Source organism: Burkholderia sp. Bp9015 (genome assembly GCF_003853505.1).
Taxonomy (GTDB): Bacteria; Pseudomonadota; Gammaproteobacteria; order Burkholderiales; family Burkholderiaceae; genus Burkholderia.
In genome coordinates this window covers 51,185-73,746 of record NZ_QTPZ01000008.1, presented here as the reverse complement: position 1 = coordinate 73,746, position 22,562 = coordinate 51,185, and the positions used below count along the sequence as shown (strand labels likewise).

General features: G+C 66.3%; 22 protein-coding genes. 14 read left to right on the top strand and 8 right to left on the bottom strand.

What is annotated here, in order from left to right; translation table 11 throughout:
• Positions 1–11: 11 nt before the first annotated feature.
• The 4 genes from DIE12_RS11205 to DIE12_RS11190 all read left to right on the top strand — a co-directional run bounded on the left by DIE12_RS11205 (position 12) and on the right by DIE12_RS11190 (position 4,277).
• Positions 12–953 (top strand): acetaldehyde dehydrogenase (acetylating), encoded by a 942-nt coding sequence (locus tag DIE12_RS11205; RefSeq protein ID WP_124551209.1) that lies wholly within the window; start codon positions 12–14, stop codon positions 951–953.
• Positions 954–966: 13 nt separating this feature from the next.
• Positions 967–1,986 carry a 4-hydroxy-2-oxovalerate aldolase gene (gene dmpG, locus DIE12_RS11200; RefSeq protein WP_039355196.1) on the top strand — a complete coding sequence of 340 codons (1,020 nt, stop codon included), beginning with the start codon at positions 967–969 and terminating at the stop codon, positions 1,984–1,986.
• Positions 1,987–2,075: 89 nt separating this feature from the next.
• The gene (gene mhpT / locus DIE12_RS11195) at positions 2,076–3,332 is read left to right on the top strand and encodes a 3-(3-hydroxy-phenyl)propionate transporter MhpT (protein WP_124551208.1); all 1,257 of its coding nucleotides are present in this window, start codon (positions 2,076–2,078) and stop codon (positions 3,330–3,332) included.
• Positions 3,333–3,401: 69 nt separating this feature from the next.
• The gene (locus DIE12_RS11190) at positions 3,402–4,277 is read left to right on the top strand and encodes an alpha/beta fold hydrolase (protein WP_124551207.1); all 876 of its coding nucleotides are present in this window, start codon (positions 3,402–3,404) and stop codon (positions 4,275–4,277) included.
• Positions 4,278–4,545: 268 nt separating this feature from the next.
• Here the strand turns inward: DIE12_RS11190 and hcaR are convergent, their stop codons facing one another.
• Positions 4,546–5,583, bottom strand: coding sequence for a DNA-binding transcriptional regulator HcaR (hcaR, locus tag DIE12_RS11185; protein WP_260429013.1), 1,038 nt, complete (start codon positions 5,581–5,583; stop codon positions 4,546–4,548).
• Here hcaR and hcaE point away from each other — a divergent pair.
• From hcaE to hcaD, 5 genes are read left to right on the top strand one after another with little or no spacing between them, the layout of a single operon-like run.
• Positions 5,564–6,919: a 3-phenylpropionate/cinnamic acid dioxygenase subunit alpha gene (hcaE, locus tag DIE12_RS11180; protein WP_124551206.1), complete on the top strand. Its 1,356-nt coding sequence runs from the start codon at positions 5,564–5,566 to the stop codon at positions 6,917–6,919. The genes hcaR and hcaE overlap by 20 nt on opposite strands.
• Positions 6,916–7,458, top strand: coding sequence for a 3-phenylpropionate/cinnamic acid dioxygenase subunit beta (hcaF, locus tag DIE12_RS11175; RefSeq protein WP_124551205.1), 543 nt, complete (start codon positions 6,916–6,918; stop codon positions 7,456–7,458). The genes hcaE and hcaF overlap by 4 nt, the downstream gene beginning before the upstream one ends.
• Before the next feature lie 2 nt (positions 7,459–7,460).
• Positions 7,461–7,781, top strand: coding sequence for a 3-phenylpropionate/cinnamic acid dioxygenase ferredoxin subunit (gene hcaC, locus DIE12_RS11170; RefSeq protein WP_124551204.1), 321 nt, complete (start codon positions 7,461–7,463; stop codon positions 7,779–7,781).
• On the top strand, positions 7,778–8,599 hold the full coding sequence (gene hcaB, locus DIE12_RS11165) for a 3-phenylpropionate-dihydrodiol/cinnamic acid-dihydrodiol dehydrogenase (protein WP_124551203.1): 822 nt from the start codon (positions 7,778–7,780) through the stop codon (positions 8,597–8,599). Before hcaC ends, hcaB begins: the two co-directional genes overlap by 4 nt.
• On the top strand, positions 8,565–9,833 hold the full coding sequence (gene hcaD, locus DIE12_RS11160) for a 3-phenylpropionate/cinnamic acid dioxygenase ferredoxin--NAD(+) reductase subunit (protein WP_260429012.1): 1,269 nt from the start codon (positions 8,565–8,567) through the stop codon (positions 9,831–9,833). The genes hcaB and hcaD overlap by 35 nt, the downstream gene beginning before the upstream one ends.
• A 1,095-nt stretch (positions 9,834–10,928) precedes the next feature.
• On the opposite strand, the gene DIE12_RS11150 is transcribed toward hcaD, so the two are convergent.
• A complete protein-coding gene (locus DIE12_RS11150; protein WP_124521182.1) occupies positions 10,929–12,089 on the bottom strand; it encodes a DUF4382 domain-containing protein in 1,161 nt (386 codons plus the stop codon).
• Between the two features lie 362 nt (positions 12,090–12,451).
• On the opposite strand from DIE12_RS11150, the gene DIE12_RS11145 reads away from it, so the two are divergent.
• On the top strand, positions 12,452–12,664 hold the full coding sequence (locus DIE12_RS11145; protein ID WP_044843850.1) for a hypothetical protein: 213 nt from the start codon (positions 12,452–12,454) through the stop codon (positions 12,662–12,664).
• Positions 12,665–12,722: 58 nt separating this feature from the next.
• Here DIE12_RS11145 and DIE12_RS11140 read toward each other — a convergent pair whose 3' ends face one another.
• The 3 genes from DIE12_RS11140 to DIE12_RS11130 all read right to left on the bottom strand — a co-directional run bounded on the left by DIE12_RS11140 (position 12,723) and on the right by DIE12_RS11130 (position 15,018).
• Entirely contained in the window at positions 12,723–13,022 is a 300-nt protein-coding gene (locus DIE12_RS11140; protein WP_124488380.1) for a hydrogenase maturation factor, read from the bottom strand.
• An 86-nt stretch (positions 13,023–13,108) separates the two neighbouring features.
• The gene (locus tag DIE12_RS11135) at positions 13,109–13,531 is read right to left on the bottom strand and encodes an NUDIX hydrolase (protein ID WP_124521180.1); all 423 of its coding nucleotides are present in this window, start codon (positions 13,529–13,531) and stop codon (positions 13,109–13,111) included.
• Positions 13,532–13,629: 98 nt separating this feature from the next.
• The gene (locus DIE12_RS11130; RefSeq protein WP_124521178.1) at positions 13,630–15,018 is read right to left on the bottom strand and encodes a nucleobase:cation symporter-2 family protein; all 1,389 of its coding nucleotides are present in this window, start codon (positions 15,016–15,018) and stop codon (positions 13,630–13,632) included.
• Between the two features lie 533 nt (positions 15,019–15,551).
• On the opposite strand from DIE12_RS11130, the gene DIE12_RS11115 reads away from it, so the two are divergent.
• Complete coding sequence (locus tag DIE12_RS11115; RefSeq protein WP_124488383.1) at positions 15,552–15,887, top strand: putative quinol monooxygenase; 336 nt, start codon at positions 15,552–15,554, stop codon at positions 15,885–15,887.
• Positions 15,884–17,041: an iron-containing alcohol dehydrogenase gene (locus tag DIE12_RS11110; RefSeq protein ID WP_124521176.1), complete on the top strand. Its 1,158-nt coding sequence runs from the start codon at positions 15,884–15,886 to the stop codon at positions 17,039–17,041. The genes DIE12_RS11115 and DIE12_RS11110 overlap by 4 nt, the downstream gene beginning before the upstream one ends.
• A 171-nt stretch (positions 17,042–17,212) precedes the next feature.
• On the opposite strand, the gene DIE12_RS11105 is transcribed toward DIE12_RS11110, so the two are convergent.
• Complete coding sequence (locus tag DIE12_RS11105; protein WP_124521174.1) at positions 17,213–18,121, bottom strand: LysR family transcriptional regulator; 909 nt, start codon at positions 18,119–18,121, stop codon at positions 17,213–17,215.
• A 184-nt stretch (positions 18,122–18,305) separates the two neighbouring features.
• Between DIE12_RS11105 and DIE12_RS11100 the strand changes: the two genes are divergently transcribed.
• The gene (locus DIE12_RS11100) at positions 18,306–18,890 is read left to right on the top strand and encodes a putative glycolipid-binding domain-containing protein (protein WP_124521172.1); all 585 of its coding nucleotides are present in this window, start codon (positions 18,306–18,308) and stop codon (positions 18,888–18,890) included.
• 20 nt (positions 18,891–18,910) lie between these two features.
• Here DIE12_RS11100 and DIE12_RS11095 read toward each other — a convergent pair whose 3' ends face one another.
• Both DIE12_RS11095 and DIE12_RS11090 read right to left on the bottom strand, forming a co-directional pair.
• Positions 18,911–19,903 (bottom strand): sulfonate ABC transporter substrate-binding protein, encoded by a 993-nt coding sequence (locus DIE12_RS11095; protein ID WP_124488387.1) that lies wholly within the window; start codon positions 19,901–19,903, stop codon positions 18,911–18,913.
• A 207-nt stretch (positions 19,904–20,110) separates the two neighbouring features.
• Complete coding sequence (locus DIE12_RS11090) at positions 20,111–20,518, bottom strand: DUF427 domain-containing protein (protein ID WP_124488388.1); 408 nt, start codon at positions 20,516–20,518, stop codon at positions 20,111–20,113.
• Positions 20,519–20,878: 360 nt separating this feature from the next.
• Here DIE12_RS11090 and DIE12_RS11085 point away from each other — a divergent pair, with 360 nt between their 5' ends.
• Positions 20,879–22,540, top strand: a complete 1,662-nt coding sequence (locus tag DIE12_RS11085) for an ABC transporter substrate-binding protein (protein ID WP_124521170.1) — start codon at positions 20,879–20,881, stop codon at positions 22,538–22,540.
• The last annotated feature ends 22 nt before the right edge of the window (positions 22,541–22,562 follow it).

Sequence of the window (22,562 nt, the reverse complement as noted above, 5' to 3'; positions counted from 1 at the left end):
CAGGAACTCGTATGGCTTCCGAAAAACTCAAGGCGGCGATCATCGGCTCCGGCAACATCGGCACGGACCTGATGATCAAGATCCTCCGTCACGGCAGGCATCTGGAAATGGCGGCAATGGTCGGTATCGACGCGAACTCGGACGGTCTCGCGCGCGCCGCGCGACTGGGTGTCGCTACCACGCACGAAGGCGTCGAAGGGCTCACGCGTCTGCCGGCATTCGACCAGATCGATTTCGTGTTCGACGCGACGTCCGCAGGCGCGCACGTTCGCAACGCCGCGCTGCTGCGCACGCTTAAGCCGTCGATTCGCATGATCGATCTGACACCCGCCGCGATCGGCCCGTACTGCGTGCCGGTCGTCAACCTCGACGCGCATATCGACGCGCCGAATGTGAACATGGTCACGTGCGGCGGCCAGGCGACGATTCCGATCGTCGCGGCTGTGTCGCGCGTCGCGAAGGTGCACTACGCGGAGATTGTCGCGTCGATCAGCAGCAAGTCGGCGGGCCCCGGTACGCGCGCGAACATCGACGAATTCACCGAAACGACGTCGAAGGCGATCGAGGTGGTCGGCGGCGCCGCGAAGGGCAAGGCGATCATCGTGCTGAACCCGGCCGAGCCGCCGCTGATGATGCGCGACACGGTCTATACGCTGTCCGACCTCGCGTCTCGCGCGGAGGTCGAGGCGTCGATCGAGGACACCGTCGCGAAGGTGCACGCGTACGTGCCTGGCTATCGGCTCAAGCAGAAGGTGCAATTCGACGAGATTCCGGCGAGCGCACCGATCCGTATTCCGGGCCTGGGAACGTTCAGCGGCCTGAAAACGTCGGTGTTCGTCGAAGTGGAGGGCGCCGCGCACTACCTGCCTGCCTACGCGGGCAATCTCGACATCATGACTTCCGCCGCGCTCGCGACCGCCGAACGCATGGCGCAGGCGCGCGTGAGCGCGTAAGGAGCAAACGGCGATGAGCAAGAAACTGTATATCTCCGACGTGACGCTGCGCGACGGCAGTCACGCCATTCGACACCAGTATTCGATCGCGAACGTGCAGGACATCGCACGCGCGCTGGATCGCGCCAGGGTGGACAGCATCGAGGTCGCGCACGGCGACGGCCTGCAAGGGTCGAGCTTCAACTACGGCTTCGGCGCGCATACCGATCTCGAATGGATCGAGGCGGTAGCGGACGTCGTCGAACACGCGCGGATCGCGACGCTGCTCTTGCCGGGCATCGGCACGATTCACGACCTGAAGGCCGCGTACGACGCCGGCGCGCGCATCGTGCGTGTCGCGACGCACTGCACCGAGGCGGATATCTCGAAGCAGCACATCGAATATGCGCGCGAACTCGGCATGGACACGGTCGGCTTCCTGATGATGAGCCACATGACGACGCCGGAGAATCTGGCCGTCGAGGCGAAGAAGATGGAAAGCTACGGCGCGACCTGCATCTACGTCGTCGATTCCGGCGGCGCGCTGACGATGTCGGACGTGCGCGACCGGTTCCGTGCGGTGAAGGCGGTGCTGAAGCCAGAAACGGAAACCGGCATGCACGCGCACCACAACCTGTCGCTCGGCGTCGCGAACTCGATTGTCGCGGTGGAGGAAGGCTGCGACCGGATCGATGCGTCGCTCGCAGGAATGGGGGCAGGCGCCGGCAATGCGCCGCTCGAAGTGTTCATCGCGGCGGCCGAGCGGATGGGCTGGAACCACGGCACCGATCTCTACACGCTCATGGATGCCGCCGACGACATCGTGCGACCGCTGCAGGACCGTCCGGTGCGCGTCGACCGCGAAACGCTCGCGCTCGGCTATGCGGGCGTGTATTCGAGCTTCCTGCGTCACTCGGAAGCGGCCGCGAAGAAGTACGACATCAGCACCGTGGACATCCTCGTCGAACTGGGCAAGCGCCGTATGGTGGGCGGCCAGGAAGACATGATCGTCGACGTCGCGCTCGATCTGAAGAAGCGTGGCGAGGCCGCATAGGAACGGACGGCAGGACCGCGCACGTCGCGGTCCGATACATGACAGCTGCCGGCAAGAGCGGCCTGTATATCAATCTTTGGAGACTTTTGATGAATACGTCACGAAAGGAAGGCGATACCGCGCGAGATGGACGCACGGGACACGCGACGATCATGTTGTGCCTCGCGATTGCGTTGCTCGAAGGGTTGGACCTGCAATCGGCGGGGGTGGCTGGCCCGCGCATGGCGAAGGAGTTTTCGCTCGCCGTCGCGCAGATGGGCTGGGCGTTCAGCGCGGGCGCGCTCGGCCTGCTGCCGGGTGCCGCGCTCGGCGGCAGGCTGGCCGACCGGTTCGGCCGCAAGCGCGTGCTGATGTGGTCGGTCGCGATGTTCGGCCTGTTCTCGCTCGCGACGACGCAGGTCTGGAGCTTCGAGAGCCTGCTTATTGCGCGACTGATGACGGGCTGCGGGCTCGGCGCCGCGATGCCGAACCTGATCGCGCTGTGCTCGGAAGCGGCAGGCCCGCGGCAGCGCGGCACGGCGGTCGGCGCGATGTACTGCGGGATGCCGTTCGGTGCGGCGATCGCCGCTGTGATCGGCATCGCGAGCGCAGGCGATGCGAATTGGCGTCACGTGTTTTACGTCGGCGGAGTCGGGCCGCTCGTCATGGTACCGCTGCTCGGGATGTTCCTGCACGAGTCGCGGCAGTTCGTGGCGACCCGGTCGACCGTGGCGGGCCATGTCGCCGGCCTGCCCGGCGTGCGTGACGCGCTGTGGCGACACGGCCGCGCGCGTACGACCATTGCGCTGTGGATCAGCTATCTCGGCACGCTGGTCGTGCTGTATTTCCTGATGAACTGGCTGCCGTCGATGGTGCTGTCGCGCGGACTGACACGCGTGCAGGCCAACGTCGTGCTGATGATGTTCAACATCGGCGGTGGTATCGGGGCCGTCGCGATCGCGACGCTGATGGACCGCTTTGGACGGCGCGGCACGGTGATCGGCATGTATGTCGGCGTCGCTGTCGCGCTGACCACGCTGGCGAGCGCGGGCGGCGCGACGTCGATGGCGATCGGCGGTTTGCTGTGCGGGCTGTTCCTCGTCGGCGGCCAGTCGGTGCTGTATGCGCTGGCCGGCCATGCGTATCCGACCGAAGTGCGCGGCACGGGCGTGGGTGCGGCCGTCGCGGTGGGGCGGCTCGGTTCGATTCTCGGGCCGCTGGTCGCAGGACAGTTGTTCGCCCTCGGCCAGAGCCCGTCGATGCTGGTGTCGGCGAGCATCCCGCTGATCGTGATCGCCGCGGTGGCGGCGTTGACGGTGGTGGGCGCGTTTGCGCGGCAGCGCACGGGCGAGCCGCAGCGCGCGTAGCGATTCGGACGGGCCTCGCGAGCGCGGCCCGCGATCGAGATCATTCATTTTTTCGGAAAGGACATCATCATGACTGCGACGACATCACCGATCACGGAAGCGTCGACGAGCCAGTTTGCCCGCGTGAAGGACGGCGACCTCGAACTGCGGATCCACTATAACGACACGGGCGCCGGACCCACCGGCGAGACGGTCGTGATGCTGCACGGCTCGGGCCCCGGCGCGAGCGGCTGGGCGAACTTCAACCGCAACGTCGAGCCGCTGGTCGCGGCCGGCTATCGCGTGATCCTGATGGACTGCCCGGGCTGGAGCAAGAGCGATCCGATCGTCTGTGCGTCGTCGCGCTCGGAACTCAACGGCCGCGTGCTGAAGGGGCTGCTCGACGTGCTCGATATCGAGCGCGTGCATATTCTCGGCAATTCGATGGGCGGGCATAGCGCGGTTGCGTTCGCGCTCGGCAATCCCGGGCGCGTGGGCAAACTCGTGCTGATGGGTGGCGGCACCGGCGGCCCGAGCAACTTCGCGCCGATGCCGACCGAAGGCATCAAGCTGTTGCAGGGGCTGTATCGCGAGCCGACGATCGAGAACCTGAAACGGATGATGAACGTGTTCGTCTATGACTCGAGCGCGCTGACGGACGAGTTGATGAAAGCACGCCTCGACAACATGCTCGCGCGGCGCGATCACCTCGAGAACTTCGTGAAGAGCCTCGCGGCCAATCCGAAACAGTTCACCGACTACGGCCCGCGGTTGGGCGAGATCGCAGCGCCGACGCTCGTGATCTGGGGGCGCGACGATCGGTTCGTGCCAATGGATACCGGCCTGCGGCTCATCGCCGGAATGCAGAACGCTCAACTGCATGTGTTCAACCGGTGTGGGCACTGGGCGCAGTGGGAGCATGCGGACGCGTTCAACCGGATGGTGGTCGACTTCCTGCAGCATTGAGTGCGGCGGCGGGCGCTGCTTTCGAGAGGCGTTTCGCCGATCCGGGGCTTGCGCGTCGGCCGGATCGTCGCGTTGGCCTCGATTCGGATCACAACGATCGCTTCCGGCCGCTTCTGCGGCGCCCCCCCCCTCGGGGGCGTTGTGGTCCGGTTCGACGGGATGATGCCGGCTCGTCTTTCGCGCGGCCGCCCATGATCCTGCGTCGTTGCGCACGATCCCGCCACGTCGAATGCGCTGGGCGCGATCGTCGTCCGACAGCGCATCGTGTTCAGTCGTGGCGGCTGAAGGTTGCGCGGCGCATCAGGTCCACGAGGGCGCCCAGCTCCCGGGAATGCGGCTCCGCGCGCGTGACCATCAGCAGATCGATGCGGGGCGCTGGACTGGCAAGCGCGCGGCAGCACATCGATTCACCAACCAGCGCCGCGACGTACGCCGGCAGCAGGGCAACGCCGAGCCCCATCCCGACGAGGTTCAGGTTCAGCAGGATGTTCGTCGCGACCTGCACGACATCCGGGTGGATCCCGTGGTCGGTGAAGTACCGGTCGACGATGTCGTACAGCTGCCCCGCGTAGGCCGGATTGGTCTGGATGAACGCCTGGCCGTCGAGCATCGCGGGTGCGATGCGCGCATGCGCGGCGAGCGGGTGATCGGCCTGCATCAGCACGATGAGCGGTTCGGTTAGCACGACTTCCTCATGCAGATTCGGCGCCTGCACGGGCCGACGCATGAACGCGATGTCGATGTCGCCACGCAGCAGCGCGTCCTCCTGTTCCATCGTCGGCATGCTCCGCAGTTCGACGTGCACACCCGGACACTGCATCCGCAGCTTTGGCAGGATCGCCGGAAAGATGGCCACTTCCGCTGCCGGCACAAATCCGATTCTCACGGTCAGTGCTTGCCGCCGGCCTGTCTGACGAGCCCGTTCGACAGCGCGATCCGCCTGCGAGAGCACCAGCCGCGCTTCCGCAAGGAACACGTGGCCCGCTTCGGTCAGTTCGACCTTGCGCTTCGAGCGCTCGAGCAGCCGCGTGCCGACCTCGTCCTCGAGATCGCGAATCTGTTGGCTCAGCGACGGCTGTGCGGTGTGCAGCCGTTGCGCGGCGCGCGTGAAGTTCAGCTCGTCGGCGACGGCAACAAAATATCGTAGGTGTCGGAGTTCCATTCGGCTGTCATCGCCAAAACGTCTAACGGCAAACAAACAAACTATTTCACAACGAACGCACGACCGACGATCATCCTCGCGTGCCTGTCCGTATGGAACGGATGGTGCCACGGAGGAGACGCAAATGACAGAGAAGCTTGACATCGACGCACTGGTCGACTCACGCAACGGCCGCGTGGTGTCGTCGATCTATACCGATCCGGCGATCTACTCGCTGGAGCTCGAACGCATCTTCGGACGATGCTGGCTGTTCCTCGCGCATGTGAGCCAGATTCCGAAGGCCGGTGATTTCTTCAACACGTACATGGGCGAGGACCCCATCGTCGTCGTGCGGCAAAAGGACGGCTCGGTGAAGGCATTCCTGAACCAGTGCCGGCACCGCTCGATGCGGGTGAGCTTCGCCGACTCCGGCAATGCGCGCTCGTTTACGTGCCCGTATCACGGCTGGTCGTACGGCACGGACGGCGCGCTGATCGACGTGCCACTTGAGGCGCGCGCGTTCCCGCATGGCCTCTGCAAGCAGCATCTCGGGCTGCAGGAAGTCACGAGGGTTGCGATCTACAAGGGGTTGGTGTTTGGTAACTGGGACGCCGATGCGCCGGATCTCGACGCCTATATGGGCGACATGGCGTGGTATCTCGATGGCGTGCTGGATCGCCGGGAAGGCGGCACCGAGATCGTGGGCGGCGTGCACAAATGGGTGATCGACTGCAACTGGAAATTCCCGGCCGAGCAGTTTGCGAGCGACCAATATCACGCGCTGTACTCACACGCGTCGGCGATCGAGGTGCTCGGCTTGAAGGCCGGTGCCGGCGACAAGGCCCTCGGTGCGGGGCAGACCGCGCGCCCTGTGTGGGAGACCGCAAAGGACGCCCTGCAGTATGGTCAGGCCGGCCACGGCAGCGGCTTCTTTTTCACCGAGGAGCCGGACGCGAACGTATGGGTCGACGGTGAAGTGTCCCAGTATTTCCGCGATACATATGAAGAAGCGGAGGCGCGCCTGGGGACGGTGCGCGCGCGCCGTCTCGCGGGCCACAACAACCTGTTCCCGACGATGTCCTGGCTGAACGGCACCGCGACCTTGCGCGTGTGGCATCCGCGCGGCCCGAACCAGGTCGAGGTGTGGGCGTTCTGCATCGCAGACAAGCAGGCGTCGGACGAAGTGAAGGCCGCATTCGAGCGCAGCGCGACACGCGCGTTCGGCCCGGCCGGCTTCCTCGAACAGGACGATTCGGAGAACTGGGTCGAGGTGCAGAAAGTGCTGCGCGGCAACCGCGCGCGCAAGACGCGGCTCTGCGTCGAAATGGGCCTGGGCGGCGAGCGTGTGCGCACGGACGGCATTCCGGGCATTACCAACTACATCTTCTCGGAAACGGCGGCGCGCGGGATGTACCGCCGCTGGGCCGACCTGTTGCTGTCTGACAACTGGGGCGAAGTCGAGCGCCGGACGCGCGAATATGAACAGGAGCTGCTGAAATGAACGACGCCGCCACGATCGAACGGGTGCCCGTGACAGCGGCGCTGCATCACGACATCACGCAGTTCTTGTATCGCGAGGCCGACTGCCTCGATACATGGCGCTTTCGCGACTGGCTCGCGCTGCTGAGCAACGACGTGCAGTACACGATGCGCACGACCGTCAACGCTCAGACGCGCGACCGCCGCAAGGGCGTTCAGCCGCCCACCACGTGGATCTTCAACGACACGAAGGCGCAGCTGGAGCGCCGCATCGCACGGCTCGAGACGGGCATGGCGTGGGCTGAGGAGCCGCCTTCGCGCACGCGGCATCTGCTCGCGAACGTCCGGGTCGAACCGACCGACGCGCACGGAGAATACGACGTGTACGTCAACTATCTGCTGTACCGCTCGCAGAAGGAGCGCGACGAGACGTTCTATGTCGGGGCGCGCCGCGATCGCGTGCGTCGTGCGGACGACGTCGGCGATTGGCACATATGCCGCCGAGAGATCGTGCTCGACCAGGCAGTGCTGTCTTCCCATAACCTCAGTGTGCTTTTCTGATCATGGCTCGAATCCTCGTAGGACCCATCGACGCGCTCGCCGACGGCGACGCGACGCGCGTAAGCGGTGCACACGGCGCGATCGCGGTGTTTCGCGTGCAGGGCACGTATTACGCACTGTCCGATCGCTGCACGCACGGCAACGCGTCCATGTCCGACGGCTATATCGAAGACGATGCGACTGTCGAATGTCCATTGCATGCCGCGCGCTTTTGCCTGAAGACCGGTGCGGCGCTGTGCCAGCCTGCGACGGACGCATTGCGTACGTTCCCGGTCGTCGTCGACGCCGGTGCGCTATACGTCGACGAGCCGGAGCTGGCATGAGCTGGCTCGATGGAGAAGTCGCGCTGATCACGGGCGGCGGGTCGGGCCTCGGGCTCGCGCTCGTCGAGCGCTTTCTCGCCGAAGGCGCGCGGGTCGGCGTGCTCGAACGTTCGGCGGAAAAAGTCACCGCATTGCGTGCGCGCTTTGGTGCGGATATCGAAGTGGTGTGCGGCGACGTGCGCGTGTACGACGACAACCGGCGCGCGGTCGACGCGACCGTCGAGCGTTTCGGAAAGCTCGATACGTTCGTCGGCAACGCCGCGCTGTGGGATCACGGCGCGGGCCTGCTGGGCCTGTCACCGGAAAGGCTCGACGCCGGGTTCGACGAATTGTTCGCGGTCAACGTGAAAGGGTACCTGCTGGGTGCGAAGGCGGCTGCAGACGCGCTGGTGGCATCGCAAGGCAGTATGATTTTCACGCTGTCGAACGCGGCGTTCTATCCGGGCGGCGGCGGTCCGCTGTATACGGCGAGCAAGCATGCGGCGGTCGGTCTGATTCGCGAGCTGGCGTACGAGCTTGCGCCGCACGTGCGCGTGAACGGCGTCGGGCCGTGCGGGATGGCGAGCGACCTGCGTGGCCCCGACGCACTTGGACAGTCGCAGCAGCGCATCATGGATACGCGGACCCCGGAGGCGATCGCCAGTATTCTCCCGCTGCAGTTTTTTCCGGCGCCGGCGGATTTCACCGGACCGTTCGTGCTGCTTGCATCGCGTGCGAACAATCGCACGCTATCCGGCGTGATGATCCAGGCCGACGCAGGCCTCGGCATTCGCGGGATCCGTCATGTCGCTGGAGGCCTCGATGTCGCTCGACCGTGAAGCAGGTGGTGCGGCCGGCGAGGCCGCCTGCGTGATCGTGGGCGCGGGGCAGGCGGGTACGACCGCGGCAGCCGAGCTCCGGCGGCGCGGCTTCGACGGACCTGTCGTGCTGATCGGCGATGAACCGCATGTGCCTTACGAGCGACCGCCGCTGTCGAAAGAGGTGTTGCTGAAACCGGATGGCGCGTGCATTGCGCTTCGTCCGGAGACGTTCTACGCCGACCAGCGGATCGAGCGCAGGCTCGGCACCCGCGTCACGGCGATCGATCCGGCGCAGCGCACGCTGACGTTTGCCGATGGGACGCTGCTCGAATTCGGCAAGTTGCTGCTGGCGACAGGGGCGCGGGTCAGGAGGCTGCCGATGCTCGACCGTCTGGGCCCCGGTGTGCATACCTTGCGTACACTCGACGACGCGCATGCGTTGCGTCGAGCGCTTCAAGGCGGCACGCGGCTGTTGATCGTTGGCGGTGGCGTGATCGGGATGGAAGTCGCATCGAGCGCGATCGAGCTTGGGGCCCGGGTGACGGTGATCGAGCAGGCACCAGACGTGATGGCGCGCTGCGCGCCGTTGCGGGTGCGTTCACATTTGCTCGCGCTGCATCGTGCGCGGGGCGTGGATGTGCGGACCGGAGTGAAGCTGCTCGACGCGGCGCGCAACATCGATGGGTTCGTGTTGACGCTCGAAGATGGCACCGCCGTACGCGGCGATGCCGTTGTTTACGGGATCGGCGTCGAACCGGACGATGCGCTCGCGAGGGATGCCGGCCTGCGTACGGACGGCGGGATTCTCGTCGACTCTGCCTGCCGGACGTCGCATCCGGACATCTTCGCCGCAGGCGACAATACGGCCGAAGTAGACCCACGCGGTGGCCCGCCTCTGCGTCGGGAAAGTTGGGATAACGCAAATCGACAGGCCGTGCGTGCGGCCTCGGCGATGCTCGGTGAGCCGGATGACTTACCGCAGATGCCGTGGTTCTGGACCGATCAATGTGGCGTGAACCTGCAGTTCGCAGGCGACATGACAGCCTCCGAGTGGATCGAGCGTGGTGATCTCTCCGGATCCGCGTGCGTGCTGTTCGGATTGCGCGACGGGGTGGTGACGGCTGGTGTGACGCTAAATCGCGGGCGCGACATGCGCTTCGTACGTACCCTAATCGAGCGACGCGCCAGGCTCTCGGCGGACGTCCTCAGCGATTGTGAACAAGATCTGCGTGCGCTCGCGAATAATGTGTGACGTAGAGCGAACTGGTCCGTGATTTCGTCGGCGAGGCATATCGTGAGGTGCGGTAGCGCTATTGAGGTCGACCGCATGCCGTGGGACGCTGCGCCTACGCCAGTCTATTATCCCGTCACGGTATTTTGGGCGGCGCGCGCTTCATCTCCGTCCACAGCGGAGAGCGCGCTTCTGGTGTTGGCATTCGAGATATACCGAGTGGCGTGAGCCGACCGTGCAGACGGCACCGGGACGGGCCACGGGGCGGTGGCACAGCTGCACGGACGGCGTTTCAATCGGGGCGAGCGTGCGGGTTGCCCGAGAGGGTCGGGGGATGCGCTTCGTTCGGACGTGTCCTGCTGTAGTGCGAATGCCGCGCTTACGAGCCGCTGATTCTCGGGCACGCCTTCGATCTGCGCGCGATCGGCATCATTGAGGTTCTCGCCCGGCGTGGCAGTTGGCGAGCCGATCGGATTGCGGAGCTGCGTCCGTGACAGCACTACGTTTGGCGGTCCGGCATAGCTTTGGCTACGCTCGACATGAATTTTGACTTGACATAAATGTATCTCGCCGGATCGCATTCCCGCATCGTACCGGCTTGTGGGGAGCGTCCCGAACGCAGGCGAGTCCGTGAGGGTAGAGTTTTTGTTGAATTTTTGCGGGAAACTGCTCGGCCGCCGTTTCTCATCAGGGCGTTGCGGCTGATATTGGATTGCCGCTGAGCTCAATATGGGTAGGATTGTGGGTAGGAGGCTATCTGCAGCTGCGGGAGTCTTACCTGGCGGGTCTCCGCGAGCGTTGGTTGTAGTCGGCTGCCTTCCGCCATTCCGCCGCGATGCCCGTCATGCAGCGACCGACCATGAAAAAGGCCCGCGTACGCGGGCCTCGTGCAATCAGCAATTGCCTTTCTTCGCCTGTCCGGGCGGGCAGAACCCGTTCCCCGGTCCGCCCTGCGGCGCCACGACGACCGGCGGCCCCGGAACATATGCGACGCATCCGCTGAGCGCGCCGACCACGCTCGCCGCGGCGAGCAATGTGATAACCCCTTTCTTCACTTCGTTCTCCCGTTTATTGAGGAAAGGGCCGTGAGGCCCTTTCGATGATGCTGCCGATGCGTCAGAAGCTGAAATTGACGTTCGACTGGCTGGTCGTCGCGTTGACGTTCGTCGATTGCGTTGCGCCCGACGCTGCGTCCGCTTCGATCGTGTATTGTGCCGCGGCGATCGGCGACGCGGCCAGCGCGACCGGCAGCGAGCCCGAGTACGTGCCGACGATCGGCGCGGCCGTGGGCACGTTGAGCGCATACGTACCCGTATCCAGGTTCGCGTTGATCGACGTGATCTCGTACGCATTCGCATCGACGGTCTGCAACGCGCGCACGAACGCATTGGCGCTTGCCGTCACCGTGCCGCTGACCGTGCTCATCGTTGATGCCGGCAGCGTGATCGGGGCAGTCGACGCCGACACGGCCGTGGTCGTGTTCACCACGACCGGAACCGAGCGGACGATGCCGGACGCGAAGTTGTTCTGCACGATCACGACGTCGTAGTTGCCTTGCGTCGAGCTCTGGATCAGCGGCGACAGCACGAATTTTCCGGTGTTGTCGGCAACCGTGCCGCGGACCACCTTGCCGCCTTGTTCCGCATACACGGTCGCGCCGGCTTCGGCCGAGGCGACATAGCCGGAGATCGCGCCGCTCACGACGGTCGGGATCGCGGTGACGACCGGCTTCAGCGCATAGGTGCCGTTGCCGCGCTGGACGATCGACTTGCACGCGTTGAAGTCGAGTACGAGGTCGACGAGCGTGTTCGGTTGGACCGTGAAAGGCTGGATGATCTTGTAACCGCTTTGCGTCGCGCTCGGCGTCGCGAGCGCCTGTTCCGTGCCGCCCGTCGGGACGACCGAGTTCGCGAGGGTGTTGCCCTGGTTCGGCGCGAGAACGAGGCGGATCTGCTGATACTGGCCGGCCGGCAAGGCGGTCTGGCCGATATCGGCGAGCACGCCGTTGGTCAGCGACAGCAGGTCGATCTTCTGCGGTGTCGCCAGCGTGATGGTCGACCAGCCGGCATCGTTATCGGAAGCATTCCCATTCGCATTGACGCGAACCTGAGAGACGGTCACGAATACGTGATCGAAGCCGCATGACGGTGCATCGGTCATTGCGACATGCAGCGTGCCGGTTTGCGGGCTGCCGCCATCGTCGCCGCCGCCGCATCCTGCGAGTGCGAACGGCACCGCCGCCGCGCATAGTGCGGCCTTCCAGAATGTGTTGTTCATTGCTTTGTCCCCCTTCGAGGTTATTGTGCGTGCAACGAAGCATAGCCGCGGGGAACGCCCACAGTATGAGCAGCTTTGAAACGAACGGTAAATTCTGCGTCGGAGCGTAAGAACCGCTGCCCGTCGATCGATATTCGCGACGCAATGGCAGGCAATAAGGCTCACAGCGAGGGAATCCTGTCCGGATCGATCGAGCAGGGCATGAGTCGCCGGGACACGGCATGTTCGCGATCGGCAAAAACTTGATCGGTGAAAGCACTAAATCCGCCCTGATTATTTCGCCGCTATAGTCGAATCACGAATGGTAGATGCGAGCGCCATGCGCCGCCGCCATTCAGGCAAAGACTGTAGACGGGTGCTGTATGAAAAACACAATCGAAAAGACCACCGGACCGGTGTGGGGTGTGGCGGCAGGCGTGTTTCTGGCTGCCGCAGGGCTGAGTCTCGGCATCTTCCCGAAATCGCTGAATAGCACGGGAACCGCAAACGACTTCCTGGCGTCCGGCGTTGCGATGCTCGGTATCTTCCTCGCCGTCTATTCCACACACGAACTACGACGAAAGCGCCTGCACTGAGCGCCGGCACGCGCGCTCCGCAAAACGCCGCAAAGATGATGCCGGGCCGATCGACGGCTCAGGAATGCGCGCGTCCTTTTGCCTGACCCGTATCGACCAGCAGATCGTCGACGAGGATTTCGCCGGCCGCGCGGCCTGCGCGCAACGCATTGCGGGTGTTGCGGAACAGGTGGCCGCCGTCGTCGGCGAGGCGAATCGGTCCGAGCAGGCGCGGCGCGCTGCCGGCCGAGCGTACCTGCACGACCGCGACGAACCCGAACCGCAGCTGGGCGGGCGGCGCGTCGTCGCGCGATTCGTCGAGCCGGAATTCGCAGCGGATATCGATCGTGTACCCGCGGTAGGTGTACGCACTGTTCATCTGCAGCTCGCTCGGAAGGGAACGCGGTGATGGACCGTGGGCGCATCATATCGGCTCGCGCGAGCCGGCGGGGGTGGGGTGTCTACCTACTCGAGGATTTCGTGCTCGTAGACGAGCTCGACGATGCGTTTCGTCGGGATGCTCGCGCGCAGTTCGTCGACGTTGTCGATGCGAAACCACTTGCACTTCTCGATCTCGTTGCTCGCCTGGGCCGTGTGCTCCGGGCCGACTTCGGCGAAGAACACGTGATGCACCTTCGCGAGCCCCGTGAACTGCATCGAATAGACGAGGTCCTGGCCGGTGATGCCGGTCTCTTCCTGCAGCTCCCGATGCGCGGCTTCGAGCGGCGTTTCGCCGCGCTTGATCGTGCCGCCGGGCAGTGCCCAGCGCGACGATGCGCGCGCGACGAGCAGGACCTGCCGTTCGCGGTAGCAGACGACGGTCGCGCGTTCCTTGACGGGGACCGCACTGGCTTCCGGCGCATTCGTGGAGATGGGGGCTTGAGGCATGAACCGATTCTAGCGAGAGTCGGGCGCCCGGCCAAGCCGGGCTCGTCGAGCGCGACGCGGCCCGTCGGCCGGACCGCGTCGTCATGGAGTCCGTAGCGTTACTTCTGTTCCGGCAAGAACCAGTTCATCACGAGCGCGCAGATGCCGCCCGTCGCGACACCCGACTCCAGTACGTTCTTCAGTGCATGCGGCAGGCTGTTCAGAATGTCCGGCACTTGCGACACGCCGAGGCCGAGTGCGAGCGACACCGCGATGATCAGCAGCGCGCGGCGATCGAGCTGGACGCCGGACAGGATGTTGATGCCCGATGCGGCCACCGCGCCGAACATCACCATTGCCGCACCGCCGAGCACGGGCTCCGGCACGGCCTGCAGCGCGCCCGCGACGACCGGGAACAGGCCGAGCACCACGAGCATGCCCGCGATCCAGATGCCGACGTAGCGGCTCGCGACGCCGGTGATCTGGATCACGCCGTTGTTCTGCGCGAACACGGAGCTCGGGAACGTGTTGAAGACGCCGGCCAGCAGCGAGTTCGCGCCGTTCACGAGCACGCCGCCCTTGATCCGCCGCATCCACACCGGCCCTTCGACCGGCTCCTTCGAGATCTTGCTGGTGGCGGTGACGTCGCCGATCGCTTCGAGCGACGTGACGAGGTAGATGATCAGCATCGGCACGAACAGCGACCATGAGAAGCCGATGCCGAAATGCAGCGGCGTCGGGACCTGGAACAGCGCGGCCTGGTGCACGCCGGTGAAATCGAGGCGGCCGAGCACGGCAGCCGCGGCGTAGCCGATCACGAGCGCGATCACGAGTGCGGTGCTGCGCACCCACACGATCGGCACGCGATTCAGCAGGATGATGGTGCCGAGCACGAGGCACGACAGCGTCAGGTTCTGGGCGCTCGCGAACGTGCCGTTGGCCATCGCGCCGTAGCCGCCGCCCATGCTGATGAGGCCGACCTTGATCAGCGTGAGGCCGATCAGCAGCACGACGATGCCGGTGACGAGCGGCGTGATCAGGCGCTTCACGAACGGCAGGATGCGCGACACGCCCATCTCGACGAACGAACCGGCGATCACGACGCCGAAGATCGCGGCCATCACGGTCTCGACCGGCGTGCCTTGCTTGACCATCACGCTGCCGCCGGCGATCAGCGGGCCGACGAAGTTGAAGCTGGTGCCCTGCACGATCAGGAGGCCGGCGCCGAGCGGGCCGAAGCGCTTGCACTGCACGAAGGTCGCGATGCCGGAAATCACCAGCGACATCGACACGATAAGGGTCGTATCCCGACTCGATACGCCGAGCGCCTGGCAGATCAGCAGGCCGGGCGTGACGATCGGCACGATGATCGCCAGCAGGTGCTGCAGCGCGGCGACGAAGGCGACCATCGGCGCGGGCCGGTCGTCGGGACCGTAGACGAGGTCGTGCGACAGGTCTGCATCGTCGGCGCCGTGGGCGGCGGATCGGGCGGGGGAAGCGGGTTGCATGGCGAGCGGGCCGGACAAGGTGGAAAGTGCGGCATTTTAGCCGAAGGGCCCACCGGCGCCGCCCGGGGGGCGATGCAATAGCCGGAATTCGGAATTCTGCTCGCCGCGCTGCAGGAGCGTATCGCCGGGCCGGTCCATGCGATCCGCGCCGCGTTGCCGCTGATGCCCGCGACCGGCTCGATCGTGCTCACCGGCGGACAGCTGGCGGACGCGTCGGTCGCGCCGACGAAGTCGGCGGAGCGATCGCGTTCCTGCTGGGCAACGGCTTCATGAATGCCGAAATCCTGCATGTCGACGGGGGCGGCCGGCTGGTGTGACGCGCGGGCATTCGACGGCCCTGCCGTGAACCCTTCGCGCGAAGCGTGCCGTCGCATGCATGACGCGTGCGCGGCGCAAGCGGCACCGATTCAATACAATGCGACGACGAGGCGTCGGCACCGTGTCGGGCCGCCGACTGCCGCCCTCGACGAGCGACCGCGCATGGTCGAATGACGGCCCGTCATGACGGGCCGCTGGCGAATACGGAGCGCAGCATGAACGAACCTTACCTGCAGGTCATCGCCCATTTCTTCGCGAAACCCGGCAACGGCGACCGCGTGATCGAATTGCTCGCGGAACTCGCGCCGGCCACGCGGGCCGAGCCGAAGAACCTCGACTATGCGTACTTCCGGTCGCCGGTCGATCCCGACCATATCGTGATCCTCGAGCGTTACCGCGATGCCGACGGCCTCGACGTGCATCGGGAAACGCCGCATTTCCAGCGGCTCGGTGTCGGCGCGATCATTCCGTTGCTCGATCGCCGCGACGTGACGCAGTACATGGTGCAGCCGGACACCGGCACGGCGACGCCACCGGGAGGCACCCGATGAACCCGTTTCAATTCCGTACCGTGCCGACGCAGATCGTCGAATTCGGCGCCGCGCGCCGGCTCGGCGCGCTGTTGCGCGAACGCTTTCCGGCGCTCGCGCGGCTGTGCGTCGTCACCGACGCGTTCCTGCATCGCAGCGGCGTGCTCGCGCCCGCGCTGGAGAGCCTCGCCGCGCACGGCTGGCAGGTGACCGTGATCGACGACGTGATCGCCGATCCGCCCGAGCACGTCGTGCTCGAGGCGACCGCGCGGGCGGTGGCGGCCGATGCCGAGATCGTGCTCGGCCTCGGCGGCGGTTCGTCGATGGACGTCGCGAAGCTGATCGCGGTGCTCGCGCCGGGGCGGCAGGCGCTGGCCGACATGTACGGCGTCGACAAGGTTGCCACGTCCCGGCTGCCGCTCGTGCAGATGCCGACCACGGCCGGCACCGGCTCCGAAGTGACGGCCGTGTCGATCGTCACGGTCGGCGAGGCGCGCAAGATGGGCGTCGTGTCGCCGCAGCTGTTCGCGGACGTCGCGATCCTCGACGCCGAGCTGACGCTCGGGCTGCCGCGCGCGGCAACCGCCGCGACGGGCATCGACGCGATGGTGCACGCGATCGAGGCCTATACGTCGTCGCGGCTGAAGAATCCGGTGTCCGACATGCTGGCCGTGCACGCATTGACGCTGCTGTCGCGCAACCTGCTGAAGGCCTGCGACGACGGCAACGATCGCCGCGCGCGCGAAGCGATGCTGGTCGGCGCGATGTTCGCCGGCCAGGCATTCGCGAACGCGCCGGTCGCGGCCGTGCATGCGTTGGCCTATCCGGTCGGCGGCATGTTCCACGTGCCGCACGGGCTGTCGAACGCGCTCGTGCTGCCGCACGTGCTGCGCTTCAATGCGCAGGCTGCCGCGCCGCTGTATGCGGAACTCGCGGCGATCGTCGCGCCGTCGGCCGCGGGGAGCGACGACGCGAGGACGCAGGCGCTGATCGACGAGATCGATCGCCTGATCGTCGCGACGGGCATTCCGCGCACGCTGCGCGAGGTCGGCATCGGCGAGGGCGACCTGCCGAGGATGGCGTCGGACGCGATGCTGCAGACGCGCCTGCTCGTGAACAATCCGCGCGAGGTGACGGAAGCCGACGCGCTGGCGATCTATCGGCAGGCGTGGTGATGCGGCGCGCGTGACTGCGTGACTGCGTGGCGGCTGCACGGGCAACGACGCGACGGCGCCGGCAAACGCGTGGCCGCATGGAATCGAATCGGATCGAATCGACGGACGGTTTCGAGGCGAGGCTTCAGTTGTCCGGAAAGCAGACGGTACCGCTCGGGCGGGTATGCGCGCTCAGGGTTTGCTTCCGTCCAAAAGCGCCGGAATCTCCTTCTTCAGCAGATCGACGACGACCCGCACGCGCGGCGGCAGCGGCCGTTGCGCCTGGACCAGCGCGTTGAGCGCGGATGCGGGGATCGTGTATTGCGGCAGAATCTCGACGAGCCTGCCGTGCGCGAGCGCATGGGCGCAGGCCGGCGCCTGCACGACGCCGATGCCGCCGCCGGCCAGGATCGTGTCGAACATCGGGCGCCAGTGGCTCGTCGTCATCACCGTCTGGATCCGCGCGTATTCGAGCGTCTTGTCTTCACTCCGCAGCGGCAACTGCTCGTTCGCGAAGATGCCCTTGACGCGGATGAACGGGTGGTTCGCCAGATCGGCCTTCGTGTCGATCGGGCCGAGGCGGTCGAGATAGGCGGGCGCGGCCACGAGCACGCGGTCGACCTGGCCGAGCGGATGCGCGACGAATCCGCCGTCGCCGAGCTGGCCGAGGCGGATCGAGATGTCGACGCCTTCCGTGACCGGATCGACGATGTTGTCGTTCAGCACCAGGTCGATGTGCAGTTGCGGATACGCGGTGCGGATATGCATCAGCGCCTGCGGAATCACGACCTCGCCGAAGCATTGCGGCGCGGCGAGCCGGATCGTGCCGCCGAGCGTGTTTTCCGTTTTCGAAACCGCTGCGATCGACGCTTCGGCCGCTTCGAGCAGCGCCTTGCTGCGTTCGTAGAAAATGCGGCCTTCGTCGGTGCATGTGAGCGTACGCGCACTGCGCATCAGCAGACGTGTGCCGAGACGTTTTTCGAGCTTGTCGATGCGCTCGCTGACGGCCGGTTGGCCCATGTCCAGATCCCGTGCCGCGCCCGACATCGTGCCGCGCTCGACGACCCTGACGTAGATGCGCATCGTCGCCAGCAAATCCATGAAATCACGCCCCTTGTCCGGTTCGGGTGATACCGAGCGGTGATGGTACCAAAGCAGGACCGGTACCGAAGGTGCGCGACGAGCCGATACTCGGTATCGGTACGAAGGCACGCGCCAGACAAAGGCCGTGAGATCATCGACGCCGTGAGCGAAAATCCGGCTCATGCGATCGACGGGAGCCGACATGACACAACGGGACGAAGCGGCGCGCACGCGCTGCGTCGCATGGCAGATCGCGCAGACCTGGCAGGCGGCCGAATGGTGCCGGCTCGCCGAGACGCGTGCGGGCATCGACCTGTCGGGAGCAGTGGCGGGCGCGCTCGACGGCACGCCGTTTCGCGTCGACTATGCGATCGTATGCGGCGCCGACTGGCTGACGCGCTCGGTGCGCGTGACATACTGGCTCGGCGCAGCGCCGCCCCGGCAACTCGCGATCGAATGCGACGCGGGGCACTGGACGATCGACGGTGACGCAGCGCCGGCCCTCGCGGGCGCGACCGACATCGATCTCGGCTTCAGTCCGTCGACCAATACGCTGCCGATCCGGCGTCTCGGGCTGGCGGTCGGCGCATCGGCCGTCATTCGTACCGCGTGGCTGCGTTTTCCGTCGTTCGAGATCGTGCGCGGCGAGCAGCGCTATGCGCGCACGGCGGAGCACGTGTACCGCTACGAGAGCGGCGCGTATGCGGCCGATATCGCGGTCGACGACGCGGGTCTCGTCACCGATTACGACGAATGGCGGCGGATCGGCGCGACGCGTTCGCCGTAACGCGTCGCGGCAGCGGTGCGTCAGCGCGCGTTGGCGACGGTCACCTTGCCGGGAATCAGCTTCAGCGTGCTGAACGCGTCGGCGATGCCCTGCTGGTACGCCAGCGTCGCATCGGTGACGGGCTGCACGCCGTAGCCGGCACGCTTGAGCGCGACTTCGAGCGTCGGCGCATCGAGGCCGACGAGCGGCGACAGTTGCGCGGCGACTTCCGGAACATGGTCGCGCCCCCAGCGATCGACCGCGTCGACTTCCTCGAGCAGCGTGCGCAGCACCTGCGGCTGCGCGGCCGCATACTTGCGGGCGGCGAGGTAGTACTGCGTGTTGCGCACGAGCCCGTCGCCGTCCGCGATCACGCGTGCGCCGAGCTGCCGTTCGGCCGCGGCCAGGTACGGATCCCAGATCACCCACGCGTCGACGTTGCGCTGCACGAACGCGGCGCGCGCGTCGGCGGGCGTCAGGTAGATCGGCTGGATGTCGGCATACGTGAGGCCCGCATGCTCCAGCGCCTTCACGAGCAGGTAGTGGACGTTCGAACCCTTGTTGAACGCGACCTTCTTGCCGCGCAGCTGCGCGACGGTGCGGATCGGCGAATCGGGCAGCACGACGATCGCCTCGCCGTGCGGCGCGGGCGGTTCGTTGCCGATATAGACGAAATCGACGCCCGCGGCCTGCGCGAAGATCGGCGGCGTTTCGCCGACCGTGCCGACGTCGATCGCGCCGGCGTTCAGCCCCTCGAGCAATTGCGGACCGGCCGGGAATTCGAGCCACTGGACCGCCACGCCCTGGCTTGCGAGCCGCTTCTCGAGCGTGCCGCGCGCCTTGAGTATGACGAAGTTGCCGTATTTCTGGAAACCGATGCGCAGCCGCTTGTCGCTGCCCTGAGCCAGTGCAGGCATGCCCGCGAGCGGGCCGAGCGCGAGCCCGGCCAGTCCGGCGGCCGCGCCGTGCAGCCACTGGCGGCGGCGCGGGTTTGCCGGGGTCGTTTCAAGATCTGCGTGCGGTAGGTCGTTCATCGAGGCGTCCTGCTGGCGGGTTCACGGGTCGCGCGGGCTGTCGGCGCGACCGGCACGGGACGCAGCCGGATGCGGTCGATGCGCGCGGCCGGCCGCGCCCGCGCCGGATGGACGACGATACGGCCGCGCGGGCTGGCGGCCAACCAACGAATCCGCATATGCAAATCAGCGGGCGGACAATACGTGAACGCCGGCGCGGCGCCGCGCTCAATCGGTGCCGAGCGGGCTTTCCTCGATCGCGTCGACGCGATCCGGATAGAACGCGAGGTGCGCGCGGATCGATTCGACGGCCGGGTTCGGATGCTCGTACGTCCACACCGCGTTGGTCGAGCGTGCGCCGCCGGCGGGAATCGAGTAGTACGCGCAATCGCCCTTGTACGGGCAGTACGTCGCATGGTCGGTGCGTTGCAGCAGCGCCATGTCGGCATCCTCGCGCGGAACGTACAGCACGGCCGGATAGCTGGCTTCGCGCAGCGCGAGCGCACGGCGCGTATCGGCGACGATCTTGCCGGCCACCTTGACCACGACGCGCGACGGGTGCGGTTCGATCGTGATCGGATGATCGGGGCCCGGCGACTTCACGGGACGAGAGGGCGTAGCGGGGTTGAGCGACATCGTGGGTCCTCCAGGAAGGGGCGGCGCGCCGGCAGGCACGCCGCGCCGGAACGCGTGCGCCGGGCGTATCCCCGCGCACCGCTGCCGGCGTTGACCAACCGATACGATGCGCCCATTCCGGAGAACCTGCAGGGGGCCGGAAGGATGGACCGCGAACGGCGTCGATGCGCGACGCGGGGCGGGCCGCTGCAGCGGCATTCGCACGCATGTCCACGGTGCTCGCGCGGACGTTTCCATGCGGTGGCAGCGGGATGCATCCGCGGCGATAAGCAACGCGGAATTAATTGGTAAGCGATCGGCGGGCGGCGCGCGAAGATCGGCGGTCGTCATTCGCATGACAGTCCTTCCCTGACCGCCACCATGAAGATTCCATTCGTTTCATCGGCCGCGCATCGTGCGCGGCACACCTCCGTTGCCGTTGCAGTGCTGCGCGGCGTGGCCGCATCGCTGCTGCTCGCCGGCACGGTCACGCACGCGTTCGCGGCGCCGGCCGGCAAGACGCTCGTGTACTGCACCGAAGGCAGCCCGGCCGGCTTCGATCCGGGCCAGCACACGACCAGCACCGATTTCGACGCGAGCACGTACACGGTCTACAACGGGCTCGTGCAGTTCAAGCGCGGCACGCTCGATCTCGTGCCGTCGCTCGCAACGAGCTGGGACGTGTCGCCCGACCAGCGCGTCTACACGTTCCACCTGCGGCGCGGCGTGAAGTTCCAGACGACCGCGTGGTTCACGCCGACGCGTCCGTTCCAGGCGGACGACGTCGTGTTCACGTTCCGCCGGATGCTCGATCCCGACGATCCGTTCCGCAAGGCCTACCCGGTCAGTTTCCCGTACTTCAGCGATCTCGGGTTCGACCGCAACATCGAGCGCATCGAAAAGCTCGACGACGATACGGTGCGCTTCGTGCTGAAGCAGCCCGACGTCGTGTTCGTGCGCAATCTCGCGATGGCGTTCGCGTCGATCCTGTCGGCCGAATATGCGTCGCAGTTGACGGCGCGCCATCGCGAAGCCGACATCAACCAGCTCCCGGTCGGCACGGGGCCGTTCCAGCTGCGCGCGTACCAGAAGGACGCCGTGATCCGCTACGACGCGAATCCCGACTACTGGAAGCCGGACGACGTGAAGCTCGCGCATCTCGTGTTCGCGATCACGCCCGATCCGGCCGCGCGCCTGCAGAAGCTCACGGCCGGCGAGTGCCAGGTGTCGGTGTTCCCGCGGCCGGCCGATCTCGAAACGGTGCGGCGGGATCCGAAGCTGACGCTGTTTTCGGGGACGGGCTTCAACGTCGGCTTCGTCGCGTACAACACGCAGCATCCGCCGCTCGATCGCGTCGACGTGCGGCGCGCGCTCGACATCGCGATCGACAAGACGGCGATCATCAAGACCGTGTTCAACGGCGATGCGACGATCGCGACGAACCCGATGCCGCCCGCGCAATGGTCGTACAACCCGCGCCTGAAGGATGCGCCGCGCGATCCTGCCGCCGCGAAGGCGCTGCTCGCGCAGGCGGGATTCCCGAACGGCTTCGACCTGACGCTGTGGGCGATGCCGGTGCAGCGCCCGTACAACCCGAACGCGCAGCTGATGGCGCAACTGATCCAGCAGGACTGGGCGAAGATCGGCGTGCGCGCGAAGATCGTCAGCTACGAGTGGGGCGAATACAACCGCCGCGCGAAACGCGACGGGCAGCACGACGCGATCCTGTATGGCTGGTCGGGCGACAACGGCGACCCCGACAACTGGCTCGGCACGCTGCTCGGCTGCGAGGCGGTGCACGGCAGCAATCTCGCGAAATGGTGCAACGCGGATTTCGAGCGGCTCGTCAGCGCGGCGCGCACGAACTCGGACGTCGCGAAACGCACGTCGCTCTACGAGCAGGCACAGGTCGTCTTCAAGGATCAGGTGCCGTTCACGCCGATCGCGACGTCGATCGTGTCGCTGCCGATCTCGAAGCGCGTGCACGGGCTGACGTTCTCGCCGCTCGGCGGGCACCGGTTCGACGGCGTGTGGCTGGATTGAGGCAGGAAGCCGGCGCGGGTGC